Annotated in this window: 17 protein-coding genes; 9 read left to right on the forward strand and 8 right to left on the reverse strand. The window is 40.6% G+C overall.

Annotated features, from left to right (window positions below):
* Nucleotides 1-542 precede the first annotated feature (542 nt).
* Nucleotides 543-1,964, forward strand: a complete 1,422-nt coding sequence (locus AC5JMK_RS10815) for an NADP-dependent isocitrate dehydrogenase (protein ID WP_096673993.1) — start codon at nucleotides 543-545, stop codon at nucleotides 1,962-1,964.
* Nucleotides 1,965-2,120: 156 nt separating this feature from the next.
* On the opposite strand, the gene AC5JMK_RS10820 is transcribed toward AC5JMK_RS10815, so the two are convergent.
* On the reverse strand, nucleotides 2,121-2,378 hold the full coding sequence (locus AC5JMK_RS10820) for a type II toxin-antitoxin system RelE family toxin (protein WP_096673995.1): 258 nt from the start codon (nucleotides 2,376-2,378) through the stop codon (nucleotides 2,121-2,123).
* Nucleotides 2,371-2,601, reverse strand: a complete 231-nt coding sequence (locus tag AC5JMK_RS10825) for a hypothetical protein (protein ID WP_096673997.1) — start codon at nucleotides 2,599-2,601, stop codon at nucleotides 2,371-2,373. Before AC5JMK_RS10825 ends, AC5JMK_RS10820 begins: the two co-directional genes overlap by 8 nt.
* A gap of 957 nt (nucleotides 2,602-3,558) precedes the next feature.
* Here AC5JMK_RS10825 and AC5JMK_RS10830 point away from each other — a divergent pair.
* Nucleotides 3,559-3,924, forward strand: coding sequence for a response regulator (locus AC5JMK_RS10830; protein WP_495910067.1), 366 nt, complete (start codon nucleotides 3,559-3,561; stop codon nucleotides 3,922-3,924).
* Nucleotides 3,925-4,017: 93 nt separating this feature from the next.
* Here AC5JMK_RS10830 and AC5JMK_RS10835 read toward each other — a convergent pair whose 3' ends face one another.
* Complete coding sequence (locus AC5JMK_RS10835) at nucleotides 4,018-4,995, reverse strand: tetratricopeptide repeat protein (protein WP_495910068.1); 978 nt, start codon at nucleotides 4,993-4,995, stop codon at nucleotides 4,018-4,020.
* Nucleotides 4,996-5,272: 277 nt separating this feature from the next.
* Here AC5JMK_RS10835 and AC5JMK_RS10840 point away from each other — a divergent pair, with 277 nt between their 5' ends.
* The 6 genes from AC5JMK_RS10840 to AC5JMK_RS10865 all read left to right on the forward strand — a co-directional run bounded on the left by AC5JMK_RS10840 (nucleotide 5,273) and on the right by AC5JMK_RS10865 (nucleotide 10,366).
* The gene (locus tag AC5JMK_RS10840; RefSeq protein WP_096674001.1) at nucleotides 5,273-7,321 is read left to right on the forward strand and encodes an elongation factor G; all 2,049 of its coding nucleotides are present in this window, start codon (nucleotides 5,273-5,275) and stop codon (nucleotides 7,319-7,321) included.
* Between the two features lie 183 nt (nucleotides 7,322-7,504).
* Nucleotides 7,505-7,918, forward strand: coding sequence for a secondary thiamine-phosphate synthase enzyme YjbQ (locus AC5JMK_RS10845; RefSeq protein ID WP_096674003.1), 414 nt, complete (start codon nucleotides 7,505-7,507; stop codon nucleotides 7,916-7,918).
* Nucleotides 7,919-8,150: 232 nt separating this feature from the next.
* On the forward strand, nucleotides 8,151-8,954 hold the full coding sequence (locus AC5JMK_RS10850; RefSeq protein ID WP_096674005.1) for a Nif3-like dinuclear metal center hexameric protein: 804 nt from the start codon (nucleotides 8,151-8,153) through the stop codon (nucleotides 8,952-8,954).
* Between the two features lie 355 nt (nucleotides 8,955-9,309).
* Complete coding sequence (locus AC5JMK_RS10855) at nucleotides 9,310-9,525, forward strand: hypothetical protein (RefSeq protein ID WP_096674007.1); 216 nt, start codon at nucleotides 9,310-9,312, stop codon at nucleotides 9,523-9,525.
* 489 nt (nucleotides 9,526-10,014) lie between these two features.
* Entirely contained in the window at nucleotides 10,015-10,137 is a 123-nt protein-coding gene (locus AC5JMK_RS10860) for a hypothetical protein (RefSeq protein ID WP_268743774.1), read from the forward strand.
* The gene (locus tag AC5JMK_RS10865) at nucleotides 10,106-10,366 is read left to right on the forward strand and encodes a DUF6679 family protein (protein WP_374869404.1); all 261 of its coding nucleotides are present in this window, start codon (nucleotides 10,106-10,108) and stop codon (nucleotides 10,364-10,366) included. The genes AC5JMK_RS10860 and AC5JMK_RS10865 overlap by 32 nt, the downstream gene beginning before the upstream one ends.
* Before the next feature lie 60 nt (nucleotides 10,367-10,426).
* On the opposite strand, the gene AC5JMK_RS10870 is transcribed toward AC5JMK_RS10865, so the two are convergent.
* The 3 genes from AC5JMK_RS10870 to aroA form a co-directional block, all read right to left on the reverse strand.
* Nucleotides 10,427-12,106, reverse strand: a complete 1,680-nt coding sequence (locus tag AC5JMK_RS10870) for an MBL fold metallo-hydrolase (RefSeq protein ID WP_495910069.1) — start codon at nucleotides 12,104-12,106, stop codon at nucleotides 10,427-10,429.
* A 359-nt stretch (nucleotides 12,107-12,465) separates the two neighbouring features.
* Nucleotides 12,466-12,588: a DUF8629 family protein gene (locus AC5JMK_RS10875; RefSeq protein ID WP_033377436.1), complete on the reverse strand. Its 123-nt coding sequence runs from the start codon at nucleotides 12,586-12,588 to the stop codon at nucleotides 12,466-12,468.
* A gap of 205 nt (nucleotides 12,589-12,793) precedes the next feature.
* Nucleotides 12,794-14,146: a 3-phosphoshikimate 1-carboxyvinyltransferase gene (gene aroA / locus AC5JMK_RS10880; RefSeq protein ID WP_495910070.1), complete on the reverse strand. Its 1,353-nt coding sequence runs from the start codon at nucleotides 14,144-14,146 to the stop codon at nucleotides 12,794-12,796.
* A gap of 531 nt (nucleotides 14,147-14,677) precedes the next feature.
* Here aroA and AC5JMK_RS10885 point away from each other — a divergent pair.
* Complete coding sequence (locus tag AC5JMK_RS10885) at nucleotides 14,678-15,142, forward strand: hypothetical protein (RefSeq protein ID WP_096674015.1); 465 nt, start codon at nucleotides 14,678-14,680, stop codon at nucleotides 15,140-15,142.
* Between the two features lie 119 nt (nucleotides 15,143-15,261).
* Here the strand turns inward: AC5JMK_RS10885 and AC5JMK_RS10890 are convergent, their stop codons facing one another.
* Nucleotides 15,262-15,933 carry a response regulator transcription factor gene (locus tag AC5JMK_RS10890; protein ID WP_096678722.1) on the reverse strand — a complete coding sequence of 224 codons (672 nt, stop codon included), beginning with the start codon at nucleotides 15,931-15,933 and terminating at the stop codon, nucleotides 15,262-15,264.
* Between the two features lie 171 nt (nucleotides 15,934-16,104).
* Complete coding sequence (era, locus tag AC5JMK_RS10895) at nucleotides 16,105-17,016, reverse strand: GTPase Era (RefSeq protein ID WP_096674017.1); 912 nt, start codon at nucleotides 17,014-17,016, stop codon at nucleotides 16,105-16,107.
* Nucleotides 17,017-17,156 lie beyond the last annotated feature (140 nt).

The following is a 17,156-nucleotide window of genomic DNA, read 5'->3' on the forward strand; positions in this document are numbered from 1 at the left end:
CCTCTCACCACTGACCTTTCAGGTACAGTGGGAGCCTCCTTGCGGCAATAGGTGATCTCTGTTTTATTCTTCATTCCTAGCTTTTTGCTGTATATTCCCAGAGTATACCAATTACGCCTCTAGGCGGTAAGATAGCATCGAAAGGGATTGGGAATTGGGGATCTGGAATCGGGGATTGGGGATTGGGAATCGGGGAACGGGGATTGGGGATTGGGAATCGGGGAACGGGGATCAGGGATTGGGGACAACATGGACAAATAAAGTAATTTTTCTCCCTACACTCCCTACACTCCCCACACTTCCCACACTCCCCACAAAGTACGGAAAATAATTTGGTTCCTCGTCTTCAGTCGCTTATACTCTTCTCCAGAGGGGAAAAACTCTGTTTGTTGGCTTGCTCGATTACAAAGTACAGCAAAATATGTGATTGCTGTTTGTTGTTGATTGCTTTGAAGAATGATCTAGCAACAAACAACGATCAACTACCAATTATCAACAAATATGGCAGCTGACGTCGCTGCTTCACAATCAGGAGTGTGTGAATGTACGAAAAAATTACTCCCCCCTCAACCGGAGCAAAAATTACTTTCAAAAATGGTGAACCAACTGTTCCTGACAATCCAATCATCCCCTTTATTCGGGGTGATGGTACTGGGATCGATATCTGGCCAGCAGCCCAAAAAGTTTTTGATGCTGCCGTAGAGGTAGCATACAAAGGCAAACGAAAAATTAGCTGGTTCAAGGTATATGCTGGCGATGAAGCTTGCGAATTATACGGTATATATCAGTATTTACCCCAAGATACTCTGACAGCAATTCAGGAATATGGTGTTGCGATTAAAGGGCCATTAACCACTCCTGTCGGCGGTGGTATCCGCTCGCTTAATGTTGCTTTACGGCAAATTTTTGACCTTTATGCTTGTGTGCGTCCTTGTCGGTACTATGCAGGTACACCTTCTCCTCACAAAAGTCCCGAAAAACTCGATGTGATTGTTTATCGGGAAAATACCGAAGATATTTATTTGGGGATCGAGTGGAAACAAGGTAGTGAAATTGGCGATCGCCTCATTTCATACCTCAACAAAGAACTTATCCCCGCAACACCAGAACACGGCAAAAAACAAATTCCCCTCGACTCTGGTATTGGTATTAAACCAATCAGTAAAACTGGTTCCCAGCGCTTGGTTCGACGCGCCATCAAACACGCCCTGCAACTACCAAAACACAAACAAATGGTGACTTTGGTGCATAAGGGTAATATTATGAAGTATACCGAAGGCGCTTTTCGTGATTGGGGTTACGAACTCGCAACTAGTGAATTTCGCGTCAGTTGTATCACTGAACGAGAATCTTGGATTTTAGGCAACAAAGAGAAAAACCCCAACCTCACCGCAGAAGAAAACGCCCGGATGGTTGATCCTGGTTTTGATGCTTTGACCGCAGAGAAGAAAGAGCAAATTGTCAAGGAAGTAGAAACTGTTCTTAACTCAATTTGGTCAACTCACGGTAATGGTAAATGGAAAGACAAGGTGATGGTCAATGACCGCATCGCTGATAGTATTTTCCAACAAATTCAAACTCGACCAGATGAGTATTCGATTCTGGCGACAATGAACTTGAATGGCGATTATTTGTCTGATGCAGCCGCCGCCATTGTCGGTGGACTGGGAATGGGGCCAGGAGCAAATATTGGCGATGAATGCGCGGTTTTTGAAGCTACCCACGGTACAGCACCCAAACACGCTGGCTTGGATCGGATTAATCCTGGTTCGGTGATTTTGTCCGGTGTAATGATGCTGGAGTATCTAGGATGGCAAGAAGCAGCAGACTTAATCAAAAAAGGTCTTGGAGATGCGATCGCCAACCGTCAAGTTACCTACGATTTAGCCCGGTTAATGGAACCACCTGTTGAACCTTTGAAGTGTTCCGAATTTGCGGAAGCAATTATCAAACACTTTAGTTAGATATTCAGCTTCAGTAGCGTGCGTTATGGCAAAGCCTAACGCACCTTTTTGATCAAACACAGTAATTATTTTTGATTTTGATTACAGAACCCCGACTTTTTAGAAAAGTCGGGGTTCTTGTTGTTCATGAATAATTTAGGACTACTACATACTCGATTAATAAGCATCACGTCTATGAACAATAGTAGTAATCATAACTTGACTGTTATTATCATCAACCTGATAAACCACTCGATAATAACCTATACGATAGCGATAGTAACCAATCAAATCACCCTTTAAGGCTTTAATATTGGGATGAAAACGCGGATTTTGTTCCAAATATGCAAAACATTTTGCTATTTTCTTTGCTAAAGCTTGATCAGCCGAAGCATAAACTTCCTGTGCTTCAGTTGATAAAACAACTTCATACATCTGAGCGGATATTTCTCCAGTTAGTTACATTACCTGCTGCAACATCTTTTTTATCACGCTCGAAGGATTCTATAAAGCCAGGTATATCAAGTAATTCCTGGGTTGCTTCTTCGCTTTCCTTCTCAGATAAATATGCAATAAATTCAGCTACCATTTGTAAGCGATCAGATGATAATCCATCTAAATATTGATTGATTTGCTGACGAATTGTGGTAATGTTCATAGTCTTTCTGGCATTCGGTTATCAACTATGATAGCGTTCGTAGAGTTACGACTGTGCCGAAAGAAGGCGGACAGAAAGTTAAATAAGTTTATTGTCAGTAAAATTGCTAACATACTTTCATCTTTTGAGGAAGATGCTAAAGCAATTTTAAAACCACATCCTAACTCAATATCTACTTCTGTATAAACTCAACATGAAAATTGTATTGAGAATACATCTGGTTTTGCTCGTGTCGGCTGTACTGAACGAGAAGAAGGGATTTTGGGGTTTTGGATTGCGGGGTATTTGTAGGTGTTATAAGTATTGTTTACTACCCCTTCATTCTTACAAATAGCTCCAAGCTCCAAACGGCTTTCAGGACAGTTCTTTATTTCCTGTGCATACGCAACTTCAGAAGTGCAACACAGGAGTAGCAAACCAAAAGTACAAAGAATGCTTTTGTTTATTTTCACTGCTGCTACCCTTGTCTGTAGTAAGCTGCTTTTGCTGATACCAATATCTTTACACCATTTTCCAAGTATAATAAACTACCCAGTCAGAGCATATAGCAACATTGTGCTTCTATAGTAATTATGTACTTAAACTTAGAATAAAATTGCTATTAACTACACTTTGACACCCAGGCGATCGCATTTTTTTAGTTTTTAGCTTAATCAAATAACAGTTATTTTGTATTATTGACAGCAAAAAGTAATTTACACTACATTACTTAGTCTTACTTTTAATCATAGATAGACACTGTATTAGTTAATTTTCAATTACTTTGATTCTTTTTAATATTTCTTTAGATATGTTTATATTCCTACTATAGCCAGAGGTAGATAACACCAAAATAAGAGGAAATATAGAAGAAAAAGGTTTTGTTTTGGAAGAGCCTTATTTTTTGAGTATTTTCTCATAAAATGACACATTTAATAAATATTTTGTTGTATGAATTGTTTATTTTCTGAAGAAAATTTGAATAAAACACAAATTCTTGTCGTTGACGATGTGATCGATAATTCTTTGCTACTGGCTACAATACTAGAGTCCGAGGGCTATCAAGTTGACATTGCTTCTGGTGGATACACAGCAATCGCCAAAATAGAAGCGAATCCACCAAAATTAGTATTGTTAGATTTAATGATGCCAGAACTCGATGGTTATGAGGTCGCCAAATGGATTCGACAGAACCAGCCTTCTGTTGCGATTGTCATAGTAACAGCCTATGATGAATTGCCAACATTTGAACAGCAGCAATTACAAGTAAATGGATTTCTACACAAGCCAATCAATATTGATGAATTATTGACACAAGTGCAAGCTCTCCTTGAGCCTGAATGAAGACAAGGGAGACATATCAGTGATCAGTTATCAGTTATCAAATTAAACTGGTCATTGTTAACTGATTAATCCCCAATCCCCAATCCCTAATTCCTAATTCCGTCTTTGTTGCGCTTGTTGTAATAATTGTTCAGCTTTATTTGTCCATTCGGGATTATTCTGAATTTTGTATAAATCTCTCGCGAATTGCAATACTTGTACTGCATCTGCGTACTGCTGTAATTGTATAAAAGCTAGTCCTGCACCATAATAAGCGTTGGGATAATTGGAATTAGCTTCCGCAGATTTTCTAAAGGCTTCTAGAGCTTCTTTTGACTTACCTTGGTTATACAAAACTGAACCAAGACTATAATAAGCTTCTGGATATTTTGGATTTATTTGTATGGCTTTACGAAAGGCATCTTTGGCTTGATCAATTTTGTTTTGTTGAAGATAAGATATGCCTAGATGATAGGCTGGTTCTGGTGCATTTTTGCTATATTCCATTGCTTTTTTAAAAGATGCGATCGCTTGATCCCAATTTTGTTGTTCCTCTCTGACCAACCCCAAGTTATAGTGAGCTACCCCCAGTTTGGGATCAAGTTCTATGGCTCTTTGTAAATAATCATTTGCTTGTTGTAAATTCTTGCCTTCTAACAATGCACCACCCAAATTCGCATAAGCTAAAGCAAACTGGGGATCGGCTTGGGTAGCGCGATAAAATGCATCCGCAGCAGATTGTAAATGTCCAGCTTGTCGTAGTGCTAAACCCAAATTGTAATGCGCTGGAGCGAGGCTGGGATCTAATCGGGTAGCTTGTTGAAAAGCTGCGATCGCATCTTGTATTCTCCCTGTTTGCACAGCTTGCAATCCCTGATTTAAATAGTCTGTAGCCTTGCTGGGAGCATTCTGTGCCAGTAAAGAACAAGGTAAAAATATCAAACTCACCAAAAAAGGCAAAAGAAAGAAAAAGAAAATATTGGGTTTGAAGCCCCTAAATTTATTTATGGGGATTTTCTTTTTACTTTTAACTTTTATCTTTTTACTTTTTAAGAATGTCCGAAGGCGATATTTATAGACTAATGCCTGCATATACTTTACTATCTTGCAACTACATTTAGTTACGTTCTATTAACAAAGATTTGGTAAGGATGGCAATATTTTTACTAAAGTACAAGTTTATATAAAAAAATTTATAGATTGTAATTATTAATGACCAAAATCTTACAACAAAATACGATTCTTTGCCGCTCGGTTAAAGGCGAGTTAATGTCAAATTAAAGACGGGATAATTTTCTAAATAACGGTTTTGAACTCTTCATAACTCAACTATTAGGCGGTTAGAAACATAGGCCGCAAAGGAGTTTTTATGAACGAAAAAGTAAAATCGGGTTCGCGAAATGTCGCAATTGTCGGCCCTTATTTGAGTGGAAAAACTACCTTACTCGAAAGCTTGTTATTTGTAACAGGCGCTATTTCCCGCAAAGGCAGCGTTAAGGATAGTAACACAGTCGGCGATAGCTCTCAAGAAGCACGCGATCGCCAAATGAGCGTAGAAGTCAGCACTGCTAACACTGAATATAATGATATCCGCTTCACCTTTATTGACTGTCCCGGCAGTGTAGAATTTGCTCAAGAAACTTATAACGCTCTCATAGGAGTCGATGCAGCAATTGTAGTTTGCGAACCAATCAACGAGCGCGTTCTCACTCTTGCACCTCTATTTAAATTCTTGGATGACTGGGAAATTCCCCACCTAGTCTTTGTTAACAAAATGGATCGGGCGAATATTCATGTTTTGGAAACACTGCACGCCCTCAAAGCTGTTTCTAGTCGTCCCCTAGTTGCCCATCAATACCCAATTATGCGGGGAGAACAGCTAATTGGTTTTATTGACTTAGTTACCGAACAAGCATATCACTATCATTCCGGCGCACCTGCTGATCCTGTTCCTTTTCCTGAAGAATTAAAAGAAGAAGAACATATCGCACGAGCAGAAATGCTCGAAGCTTTAGCAAATTTTGACGACCACTTACTAGAAGAACTTTTAGAAGACATTGAACCGCCCCAAGAGGAAATTCTCAAAGACTTAAAAATGGAATTAGGGGCAGATTTGGTAGTTCCAGTGTTCTTTGGTGTCGCCGAACAAGATTATGGAGTCAGACCCCTACTAGAAGCTTTAGTGCGGGAAGCACCAGAACCAGAAACTACAGCCGAACGTCGCTTAAGTAGCAGCAAAAAAAATGATGCTACTATTGCCCAAGTCTTAAAAACTTATTACACTCCCCAAGGTGGTAAACTTTCCTTAGTTCGGGTTTGGCAAGGTAAACTCACCGATGGTATTGTCCTCAATGGTGTTCGTGCTGGTGGTATTTATCATTTGATAGGACAACAGCTACACCAAATTAATCAAGTTGGGGCTGGAGAAATTGTAGCTTTAAGCCGGATGGAAGGTATCAAGACAGGAGATACATTATCTAGCGCTACTGCCAAAGAATTACCCAAAACTGGAAAACTTGAACCAGTTTATGCCCTCGCCATTATTCCCGAAAAACGCAACGATGAAGTTAAACTGAGTGGCGCTGTCACCAAATTATTAGAAGAAGACCCATCACTGGCTTGGGAACAACACGGCGATACCCACGAAGTTATCCTTTGGGGTCAAGGCGAGATTCATTTACAAGTGGCACTAGATCGCCTGCGCCGCAAGTATAATCTACCGATGACCACCCACTTACCGCAAATACCTTATAAAGAAACCATCCGCAAACCAGCTTCATCGGTTCATGGACGCTACAAACACCAAAGTGGTGGTCACGGTCAGTTTGGTGATGTTTATCTCGACATCCAACCTCTATCACGGGGCGAAGGCTTTAACTTCAAGGAAACCATTGTTGGTGGCGTAGTTCCCAAACAGTATATTCCCGGTGTAGAAATGGGTGTGCGGGAATTTTTAGCACATGGGCCTTTAGGTTTCCCGGTTGTAGATGTGGCGGTAACTTTAACTAACGGTTCTTATCACAGTGTTGACAGTTCCGAACAAGCATTTAAGCAAGCTGCCCGTGTAGCAATGCAAACCGGAATTACTCAGTGTCAGCCCACTCTCCTAGAACCAATTCTGCGAGTGCAAGTGACAGCTCCTACCGAATTCACCTCCAAAGTAATGCAGTTGGTAACTGGTAGACGTGGACAAATATTAGGTTACGAAGCTATCCATGACTGGCAAGGTTGGGATAGTGTTACAGCCTACTTACCACAAGCCGAGATGCATAATTTTATCGTTGAATTGCGATCGCAAACTCTCGGCGTCGGTTCGTTCCATTGGGAATTCGACCATCTCCAAGAAGTTCCTGATAAACTTGCTGAACGCATTTTAACTACTAATGGTAGTAATGGAGGTAATGGTAATGGTAAATAGTTTCGGATTTTAGATTTTGAATGAGTCTAAAATTCACGCCCTGTACTCCAAAAGTACAGGGCTATTTTTGCGACTATGCCGCAGTGGTCAATATCTTGTACTCTTATATCTAATGGTGAAGCTGTCATGCTTCAAAAATACAATAATTTGCGATCGCACCTGCGGAATGTGGGCTAAAATCGAATGACTCACTATCAAAAGCTGCTTAGGATTTCCACTACAGGTAAATTTTTGCACAACATCACTGCCAAAATTGAAGCAATAGTTGCAGAGTCAGGAGTTGAAACGGGACTTTGCACTTTATTTTTGCGTCACACTTCTGCTAGTTTGCTGATTCAAGAAAACGCCGATCCAGATGTACTCAGAGATTTGACAAATTTTATGGCCAAAATTGTCCCAGAATCAGCCCAGTATATTCACGATACTGAAGGACCGGATGATATGCCAGCACATATACGTACCGCCCTCACCCACACATCAGAAACCATCCCTATTAACAGAGGTCACTTAGTTTTGGGAACTTGGCAAGGAATTTACGTTTGGGAACATCGCCAGCATAGTCATCATAGAGAATTGGTTGTTCATATTTCTGGGTAGTTGGGGGTTGAGGGTAATACGGTTCCGGATAAGACCAAAAACCTTGTGTAGAGACGCGAAATTTCGCGTCTCTACATGACAAAATTATGACGAAAAATCTTTAACCGAACCGTATTGGGGTTGAAAAGACAAGGGAATGTGGGAAGTATGGGGAGACAAATAGTTGTTTTTCTCTATCCAGAGTGATGAAAGAGCGCTAATGACCATTGGCTATTGATCAACAAACAAGAAAATGAAAATTGCTGATTTAATCGCTTGGTTTGAAGAATGGGCAAATCCAGCTTGGCAAGAAAGCTGGGATAATTGTGGTTGGCAGATTGAACCGGGTATTTTAAAGGAACAAGCAAGGATTCTGATTTGTCTAACACCAACTTTGGCGGTAATGCACGAAGCGATCGCTTATCAAAAAGCTGGTATCCCTGTAAATCTAATTTTTGCCCACCATCCCCTGATTTTTAGTCCGCCTAAGTCTTTGTGTAGTGGAAACCCAATTGCGGAAATGGTGCGGTTAGCTTTTAGCCACAATATTGGAATTTACACTGCTCACACTAATTTTGATCAAGTTCAAGATGGTACTGCTGATGTTTTGGCTCAAATTTTGGAACTTCAACAAGTTTCTCCCATAGTACCCACGCAAGCAGGTTTGGGATACGGACGTGTAGGTGTTCTCCAACCTGCTTTAGTGTTGCAGGATTTACTAACAACAATTAAAGATAGACTACATCCTCCCTCTGTAATTTTCTCTCCCACGGCAGATTTACAGCAAAAAATTGACAGAGTAGCCGTTTTGGGAGGTTCGGGGGCTAGTTTGATTTCGGCGGTAGCCAAAACTGGCGCTCAAGTCTATCTAACTTCTGATTGTAAGTTTCATCAGTTTCAAGAAAGTCGCGATCGCGGTTTAGTTTTAGTTGATGCTGGTCATTATGCCACCGAACGTCCTGCTTGCGATCGCCTGGTGCATAAATTCCGTGCTTTAAATCTCGATTGGGTAGAGTTAAGTCAACAAGATGAGGATTTTCGTTTATTTATGTGCTAGCACTCTATGAATTTCGCTGATTAAGTATATGTAAAGTTTTTAATAAAAACTAATTTTTTTTACGTAATTTTACAGTTTTTATTGTATCGTTAATCAGAATGTATTATTTTGGAATTCCTTGCTTTATAGGCATAGATTATGATTTCAACTAACATAAATTTAAATTGTATTGAGGTCGTGCTTACATCTTCAAAGTATAAAAAATGAAAAACACTCAGTACTTGAATAATACTGTGATTTTAATCACCTTAAATCTAAACTCTAATCACTCTTACTTGCTGATCTCTATCAACTCAACAAAGATGAATATATTCCACAGTAGAAGAAATAATCGCCATATTATGACCTAATCACAATGATCCGCGCCCTTATTAAATCTGCCTTTCAAACAGGATATCTGAGTGTTGAATCCGAGGGTCTTCTTCATCAAATGCTGGCGACGAAAAGCTATAAACCAGAAGATTTAGCTGCTCTGTCAACATTACTAGATGCTGTTCATGCAGGTCGAATTAAGCGAGAGGCTTCTTCAAATTTGGTCATGGAATGTCCTAAATACAATAAAAAAAATTAAAAAACTAAGCATTGAGTAACGATTGACTAAGAAGATGCATGATTTTTTCAGCATTAGTTGTTTAAAAGCATGAAGGTTACTAGAGAATAAGCTAAGATCAATTACGTAGGGGTAAAAGTAAAGCCGAGTCCCTAGACTTCCCAGCAATACCAATGAATACAAGTAGGCAACTTCAACAACCGCAACCTAAGCTTGTTTTTGAGTATCTTTTATTACATAATGGTACTAAGGAATTACCAGCAAATACTATCAACCTGTTCAGGTTAACTCCTGAATTATGTAACTTCTATGAAGTTAACATTCCCTGAATGGCCCTAATAGGTGAGGGTGAGTTGGTGAATTTAATACAAGCCAACTTTAATTAATGATCCAAAATTCTTATTGGCTGATAACCATAAACAAATCTTGAGTTTGGATCACACAGAGCATTTTTGAGGGTTAATTTCATCAACCCAGAAAGATTGCTATTAATTGGGGAATAAAACCCACATGTTAACAGATTTAACTAGAAAAAAGGCAGAAGCAGTAGATGCTACACCGCAAGATTTATCAACTGTGTTGCGATGGACGGGAGGTATGTGTGTTCTTGCGGGACCAGCAACGCTGGATTGAACGCGCCCGCATCATCGACATAGAGGGAGATTTAGTGACCCTACGCTATGAGACAGAAGAGGAAGATGAAGTTTGCTCTTGGGAGGAGATGATTCGTCTCGAAAGTATTGGTGCCATAAACCAAAAATTAGCTTCCGTGCCACGTGGCAATGTTGAACCTCTATTAACTGAAGACTGTCCAGAGGTAGAACGTATCCGCAATCGGTACACAGATTCTAATCCAGACTAAGTAGTTATTAGTTATTGGTCATTTGTCATTTGTCATTCGCTTTCGACAAAAAACAAATGACTAAGGACTATTGTGACTATCATTTGGACGCTCAAAAGCCGGACAGTAACCATCAAGAGTTACTTTGAAATTATACAAAGGGGACGCGGGATTCCAGCACCGTTGTCCCCTTTGATGTCGGCAGGTTCCACAGCAGTCAACATCAGACCAAACATAGCGATCGCTACTTTGATTGAGAAGTTCTCGTTGCGATAATCCGCGTAATACCAGTTCTTCTCCTTGCCAACGAGCTTCGATTAAACCTGTATCAGCAAATTGTTGCCAACGGGGGTCGGCTGTAATCACATCAGGAAGCGCAATCGTTACAACCGTCTCTAACTCCGTCAGTTCGCCTTCATAATTTGTTTCCGGTGCTGCTGGTTGCAAAAAGGTTTCGCCAATCAGTAGTTCTACTATTGTACCTACTGCCGGAGAATGTACATGATAGCGATTTTGCAACTCCTCCAAGCTAGTCAAATCTGCCAAGTAGGTAGGAGTAGCATGAAAAAAGATCACATGCTGTGGTCGCAAATTATGAATTAATTGGGTTGTACCAGGACCATCACTGTGCTGGGCAAGTAAATAGTTTTCAATAGTAACTATTCCTGGAAAATGCTCATGATTAATATTTATATCAGTTTTTTCTGGTAACAGAATGAGCCAGGGTCCCGTATCAGGTTGCATATAATGACTCAGGTCAGTTGTAGAGTCAGTGACGATAATACAGGGATACTTACCAACAGTTGCACGTTTTTCTGGCTGCAAACGCCGGACACGAGGGCGTATCCGTTCATCCCAAAATAATGGTTGATGACGGGCAAAATTCTGTACTGAGGGCGGGAAGTGGGACAATAATTCTAAGTAAGTATCGCAGCCACTAGCAACAGCACCGTTAACCCAAATATCAAGGTCACGACCTGTAAAATGATGATGGCTGCGTAAAAGCATTAATAGTTCTTGACCCAATCCTAAAGCAGGTGTGGGCATGAGTACAGAATAGCGGTCAGCGATCGCACGATTAATTCTTTCTGCAAGTTGATTTTCTTGGTTGCGACGGTGAGGGTGGCGAGAAGTACCATAAGTTCCTTCAATAATTAGCACATCTAACTCTAAACCCCGCAATTCTTCTAAGCGCAAACCCTCCACTAAGCGTGAGTTAGACAAAAAAAAGTCACCAGTATAAAGTAATTTGTAAGTACGCTGTGGGGTAACGTAGGTAAATAAAATTGCTACAGCCCCTGGTAAATGTCCAGCAGGAAATAGTTCCACCACCAGACCATCTTTGAGTTCCAGTGGCGATCGCAAAGGTAAAGCCTGGCAAAATTGTGACAGTTGTTGACCTTCTTGATCAAGCCAATTTAACGGCAGTAACTTACTAGTGACTTCACTGGCGTAGATCGGTAACAAAGGAAAAGCCTGATGTAGCGTCAGCAAACCTCTGGCGTGATCTGGGTGAGCATGACTGACAAAAACAAAGTCAGCAGGTAGAGGTGAACTACCTCGACGTGCTGACTTTGTCACCCCTTTGAGTATTGGCGAAATATCTGCTAAACCGCAGTCCAGTAAAAAGCGGTGTGGTCCCATCCGTACCAAGAGACACACACCTTCTTCGGTATGGTTGACACCATAGGGTATACATTCCAATTCACTGGCTGTTTCCCCTGGATCAATACGAGAGGATGCTGAGTTGCGATCGCTCATGCTTTCCTCCCCATTGAACTTATTTTGATGAATATTTCCGACAAGCCAAGAACTGTTATAAGGATATTTATCACTTTATAGAGGGGCTAATTTACTAACTTGCGCCCCTACGCCCTTGGAAAGCGGATTTGCTATTGGGGAGGAAGTCTTCACAGAACCTATTTAACAGTTATCAGTTATCAGTTATTAGTCTTATGATGTGGGTTAAATTTACCACAAAAGCGTGGAGTGGAGAGCGTTGGTGGTACTTATAAGTTCCGCACCATAGCCTGATAACTGTTTACTGATTTCAAAAAATTTGAGTCATCAAAAGTTCTGATCAGACAGATTAGGGGCCGATTCCTTTAACTGTATTTCTATCAATGTGCAGAGCCATTGCCATGGTAGTTGTCAGAATCGTAGAAACCGTTTTTAGTTCCAAAGAACAAGCATGATACAGTAAAAATTGCTGTCAGTGCGATTAATATTACCTTTACATCCATTTTGCTTGTTGTCCTCTACTAAAATACTCTCTTCTATTATGTAAGTGATTTCGCAAGCGAAGTTAATTACAGGACAATCTCTACCATGTTTATGCTAATAATACAATGAGTTAATTTACTACAATCTTACTAATTGTAGAATTTTTCTTGCAGGCTGTCTATATATTTGGGGATTGGGGATTCTCCTCTGGAGAATCCCCAATGACTAATGACTAATGACACTTTGTAGTGTGGAAATAAAATTTGGATAAGAGACACTTGCTGCTTCTGCGCGGTGGATGGTAGTTTTACCAGTGGCAACTAAAGCAGCGATCGCCAAACTCATGGCTATCCGATGATCTGTATAACTATCTAAATCTGTAGCGACTAGGGGAGTACCACCTGTGATTTCCATTCCGTCAGGTAGTTCGGTAACTTTTGCTCCCATTTTATTTAGTTGCTGTGCCATCACAGCAATGCGATCGCTCTCTTTCACCCGTAATTCGGCAGCATCTTTAATTACAGTCGTACCTGCGGCAAATACTGCTGCTACTGCCAAAATTGGAATTTCATCAATCAGTCTGGGTATAATCTCCCCTGCGATCGTACAGCTTTGTAGGCGACCGGAGCGCACCCGCAAATCCGCGACTGGTTCGCCAGCAACTTCCCGTTCATTCAACAGTTGAATGTCTGCCCCCATCATGGCTAAAGCTTCTAAAATGCCTGTACGGGTGGAATTAACGCCGACATTCTCAATCACTAAATCTGAATTTGGTACGATCGCCCCAGCTACTAACCAAAAGGCGGCGGAACTGATATCACCAGGGACAACTACTGTTTGTCCAACCAGTTGAGCAGGGCCTGTAATTGTGACACTATTAGTTTGGGGGTCAATATCTAATTTTGCCCCAAACGTCCTCAGCATTCTTTCACTATGGTCACGGGAAAGGGCTGGTTCTGTGACGGTGGTTTGTCCTTCTGTTAACAAACCTGCTAGCAAAATACAGGATTTGACTTGAGCAGAAGCAATGGGAGAATGGTAGTGAATAGGTTTGAGAGCCTGTCCAGAAATTGCCAAGGGTGCTAAAGAAGTACCTTGACGTCCCCAAATTTGCGCCCCCATTTGTTGGAGTGGCTTCACTACACGCGACATAGGACGCGATCGCAAAGAACTATCACCTGTAACAGTAAAAAAGCGTCCTGGATGGGATGCTAATAATCCCAACATTAATCGCATTGTTGTACCGGAATTACCAGCATTCAACACATCTGCTGGTTCTTGCAAATTTCCCAGACTAATACCTGTAACTGTTACTAATTCACTATTCAACTCGGAAATTTCAGCCCCCATCGCTTGGAAACAGCTAGCGGTGCTACAAGGATCTTCACCCAAAAGTAAGCCTTTGATTTGGGTTTGACCTTGAGCGATCGCACCCAACATCAAAGCACGATGAGAAATAGATTTATCTCCTGGAATTTGAATCCGACCTTGTAAAGATAATCCAGAAGCAGGTGGCTGAATGACTAAGTTTTGCGAAACGTTTTCTTTAGTTTCTACGGTTATAACAGAAGGTGACATTAGGATAAACTGGCTTGTGACTGTATAGGAAGTTGATCAATAGCAAAAGTATTAACAGTGATCAGTGATCACTGATCAGTTATCAGTTGTCAACTAGTAACTGTTCACTGTTAACTGTCCACTGTCCACTGTTAACTGTTCACTTGTCAGTAATTCGACAAAACAGTAATAGTTTACGTGTTTATGGATAGTAGCATTTGAATACTTCAGGAAGTCACGCTTTGCGCTTCTACAACTACTCTCACTTCCTTATAATGTAACCAGCAAGTTTCCCTGAGCTGAAAACAGCTCAAGCACAAGTGTGTTTACTTTGATTACAGCACATTGCAACTACGTAAACTATCATTGCTGAAGCTAAATTTAGAAAAAGCCTGATGAAGGCTTTATAGATTGGTATCTTACTTGTTTTAAGCCCGATTTGTCCAGCCTATCAAAGCCTAGCTAAAGAACATTCAGTTGCTTACCATTAATTGCCGATCCCCTGATTATTGATTTCGTTTTACTCCTTAGCTTTTAGCCTCTATCGCTCCCATGCTGACACATCACCGCAAGCCCGTGTGCTTATCACTGATTTCTACAGATCTGCCATTTTGGTCTGTTGTTGAAACTGCCGCAACGTTGTATCAAAAAGATCGCGATCGCTTTCATTTACTATTGACAGCACCGACTGTCACTAACAGTAAAGAAGCACTGAATCCCAGTAGTCCGAGAGTGTTATGGCTAGAGATTTCTCCCTACCGAGTAACCATGACTATGCAAGGAAATGCTCAGTTGAGCTATCGGCATTTTTGGGAACGAGGTGTATATGGGATTACTCGCTACTGGTTGCCGACTGAGTCCCTACAACCTCATAAACCAATTCGTCTACGTAATTTTACTCGTAGTCTAGTTCTGAATGGACACCCATTGCCGGAACATTTACGGCTAGAGTATGAGTTATGGGCAGGAAAAGTTCAACTGGGATGCTACATTCTCAATTTGGAAATACATCATTAATTTGTTTGTTGTTGGTTAGTGGTTAGTGGTAAAAACAACTACTAACTACTAACTAATATCAACAGACGTGTAGACGCTCGTAAGAGTATAATCGCGTCTCTAGCTAACTGATAACTTATTCAAACTAATCCAGAACGCAAGGCTACAACTGCTGCTTTTACGCGATCGTCAACTGATAATTTATTCATAATTCCCCGGACATGGGTTTTCACTGTATTGGGACTGAGGTAGAGTTTTTCGGCAATTTCTGGGTTACTACAACCTTCTACTATCAGTTTCAATACTTCTAATTCGCGTTCAGAAAGGTTAGCAATATTTCCTTTAGGGGAAGGTGGTTTGAGATTTTCGATGACTTGTCTAGCAATTTGAGGATCAAGGTAAGTTGCACCTTCAACAGCAGCTGCGATCGCACTTAAAAGTCGCTCTACACTTGCTCCTTTAATACAATATGCATCAGCACCACTAGATAAAGCAGCAATAATTTCTGTTTCTGTTTTGTGAGACGTTAGCATCACCACGTGAGTGTTGGGTAATGCAGCTTTAATTTGTTGTGTCGCCGCAATCCCATCTAAACGGGGTAAGCCAATATCCATCACCACCACATCTGGTTTAAGTTTCAGCGCTGTTTGTACACCCAAATAACCATCTTCAGCTTGTCCGACAATTTCCAATTGGGGATGCGCCATCAGTGACTGTTCTAAACCCAATTGCATCATCGGATCATCTTCAACTATTAAAATCCGCAATGGTGCAGCATCTGGAGACAGATTAATAGAATTATCAATAGACATTTTTATCAATTTTGAATTTGCCATTTACTAATGACGATTGACCAATGACAAATGACCGAACAAGGCAAAAGTCACTTCCTAAGAAAAAGAATAATGGTCACAAGCCCCTAAATTTATTTATGGGGATTATCTTTTTACTTTTTACTTTTTACTTTTTACTTCTTAATAACTTTATTCTTCCACGCGATATCCCAACTCAGCCAAACGGATACGAGACTGACGCCATTTTGGTTGCACTTTCACAAATAATTCTAAATAAACTTTGCCTGCAATTAACTTTTGAATTTGTTCTCTGGCGGCGCTACCAACAGCTTTCAACATCGATCCACCTTTACCAATGAGAATTCCTTTTTGAGAATCACGTTCGACATGAATTGTGGCGAGTACGCGGGTAATAGTTGTTGTTTCTTCGACTTTATCTATAGATATCGCCACAGAATGAGGAATTTCTTCACGCGTTAACAACAAAATTTGTTCTCGAATCAACTCGCCCATAATAAAGCGTTCTGGTTGATCGGTTACTAAATCAGGAGGATAGTAGTAAGGGCCTGGTTCTATATTGTGAATCAGTAATTGCTGTAGTTTGCCCAATCCTATACCTGCTTTGGCAGAAAATTTTACTGTTTGCCATTGATAAGCATTTGCCAATTGCGTGTAACTTTCATCTATATCCAGAGAATCTGCTGTTTGTTGATCGATTTTGTTTAAACCCAAAATTACGGGTGTACTGCTGCGACTCAGCAAATCAGCAATGTAGCGATCGCCTGCACCACAATTTGTCGTAGCATCAACCACAAACAGCACTACATCCACAGATTCAATCGCTATTTTGGCATTCTGCACCAGCACTTCACCCAATTGATGATGAGGTTTATGAATTCCTGGTGTGTCCACAAAAATTAATTGTGCCTCTTTTGTGGTTAAAATGCCCCGCAATCGATTGCGTGTAGTTTGGGCTACTGGTGAAGTGATGGCTATTTTTTGTCCTACCAATTGATTCATCAACGTAGATTTACCGACATTAGGACGACCGACAATACCGATAAAACCTGATTTGAAACCAGGAGGAGCCTGTGGAATCATTACTTCCCTTGCAAAAGAGAAGATGTCATTATTATTACTAGTCACTTGTGACTCCATTTACTCTACGTTTGTAATTAGTAATTTGGTGTGTAGAGACAAAAGAAACATAGAATCACCCTGAAGTTTTTAGCTATTGCCTT

The sequence above is a fragment of the Pelatocladus sp. genome (assembly GCF_059505505.1).

Excerpts from the sequence above, each read along its gene's own strand:
- AC5JMK_RS10815 (WP_096673993.1), top strand. The coding sequence starts at position 543 with ATGTACGAAAAAATTACTCCCCCCTCAACCGGAGCAAAAATTACTTTC.
- AC5JMK_RS10820 (WP_096673995.1), bottom strand. The coding sequence starts at position 2,378 with ATGTATGAAGTTGTTTTATCAACTGAAGCACAGGAAGTTTATGCTTCG.
- AC5JMK_RS10825 (WP_096673997.1), bottom strand. The coding sequence starts at position 2,601 with ATGAACATTACCACAATTCGTCAGCAAATCAATCAATATTTAGATGGA.
- AC5JMK_RS10835 (WP_495910068.1), bottom strand. The coding sequence starts at position 4,995 with ATGCAGGCATTAGTCTATAAATATCGCCTTCGGACATTCTTAAAAAGT.
- AC5JMK_RS10840 (WP_096674001.1), top strand. The coding sequence starts at position 5,273 with ATGAACGAAAAAGTAAAATCGGGTTCGCGAAATGTCGCAATTGTCGGC.
- AC5JMK_RS10845 (WP_096674003.1), top strand. The coding sequence starts at position 7,505 with ATGACTCACTATCAAAAGCTGCTTAGGATTTCCACTACAGGTAAATTT.
- AC5JMK_RS10850 (WP_096674005.1), top strand. The coding sequence starts at position 8,151 with ATGAAAATTGCTGATTTAATCGCTTGGTTTGAAGAATGGGCAAATCCA.
- AC5JMK_RS10855 (WP_096674007.1), top strand. The coding sequence starts at position 9,310 with ATGATCCGCGCCCTTATTAAATCTGCCTTTCAAACAGGATATCTGAGT.
- AC5JMK_RS10860 (WP_268743774.1), top strand. The coding sequence starts at position 10,015 with ATGTTAACAGATTTAACTAGAAAAAAGGCAGAAGCAGTAGATGCTACA.
- AC5JMK_RS10870 (WP_495910069.1), bottom strand. The coding sequence starts at position 12,106 with ATGAGCGATCGCAACTCAGCATCCTCTCGTATTGATCCAGGGGAAACA.
- AC5JMK_RS10875 (WP_033377436.1), bottom strand. The coding sequence starts at position 12,588 with ATGGATGTAAAGGTAATATTAATCGCACTGACAGCAATTTTTACTGTA.
- aroA (WP_495910070.1), bottom strand. The coding sequence starts at position 14,146 with ATGTCACCTTCTGTTATAACCGTAGAAACTAAAGAAAACGTTTCGCAA.
- AC5JMK_RS10885 (WP_096674015.1), top strand. The coding sequence starts at position 14,678 with ATGCTGACACATCACCGCAAGCCCGTGTGCTTATCACTGATTTCTACA.
- AC5JMK_RS10890 (WP_096678722.1), bottom strand. The coding sequence starts at position 15,933 with ATGTCTATTGATAATTCTATTAATCTGTCTCCAGATGCTGCACCATTG.
- era (WP_096674017.1), bottom strand. The coding sequence starts at position 17,016 with ATGATTCCACAGGCTCCTCCTGGTTTCAAATCAGGTTTTATCGGTATT.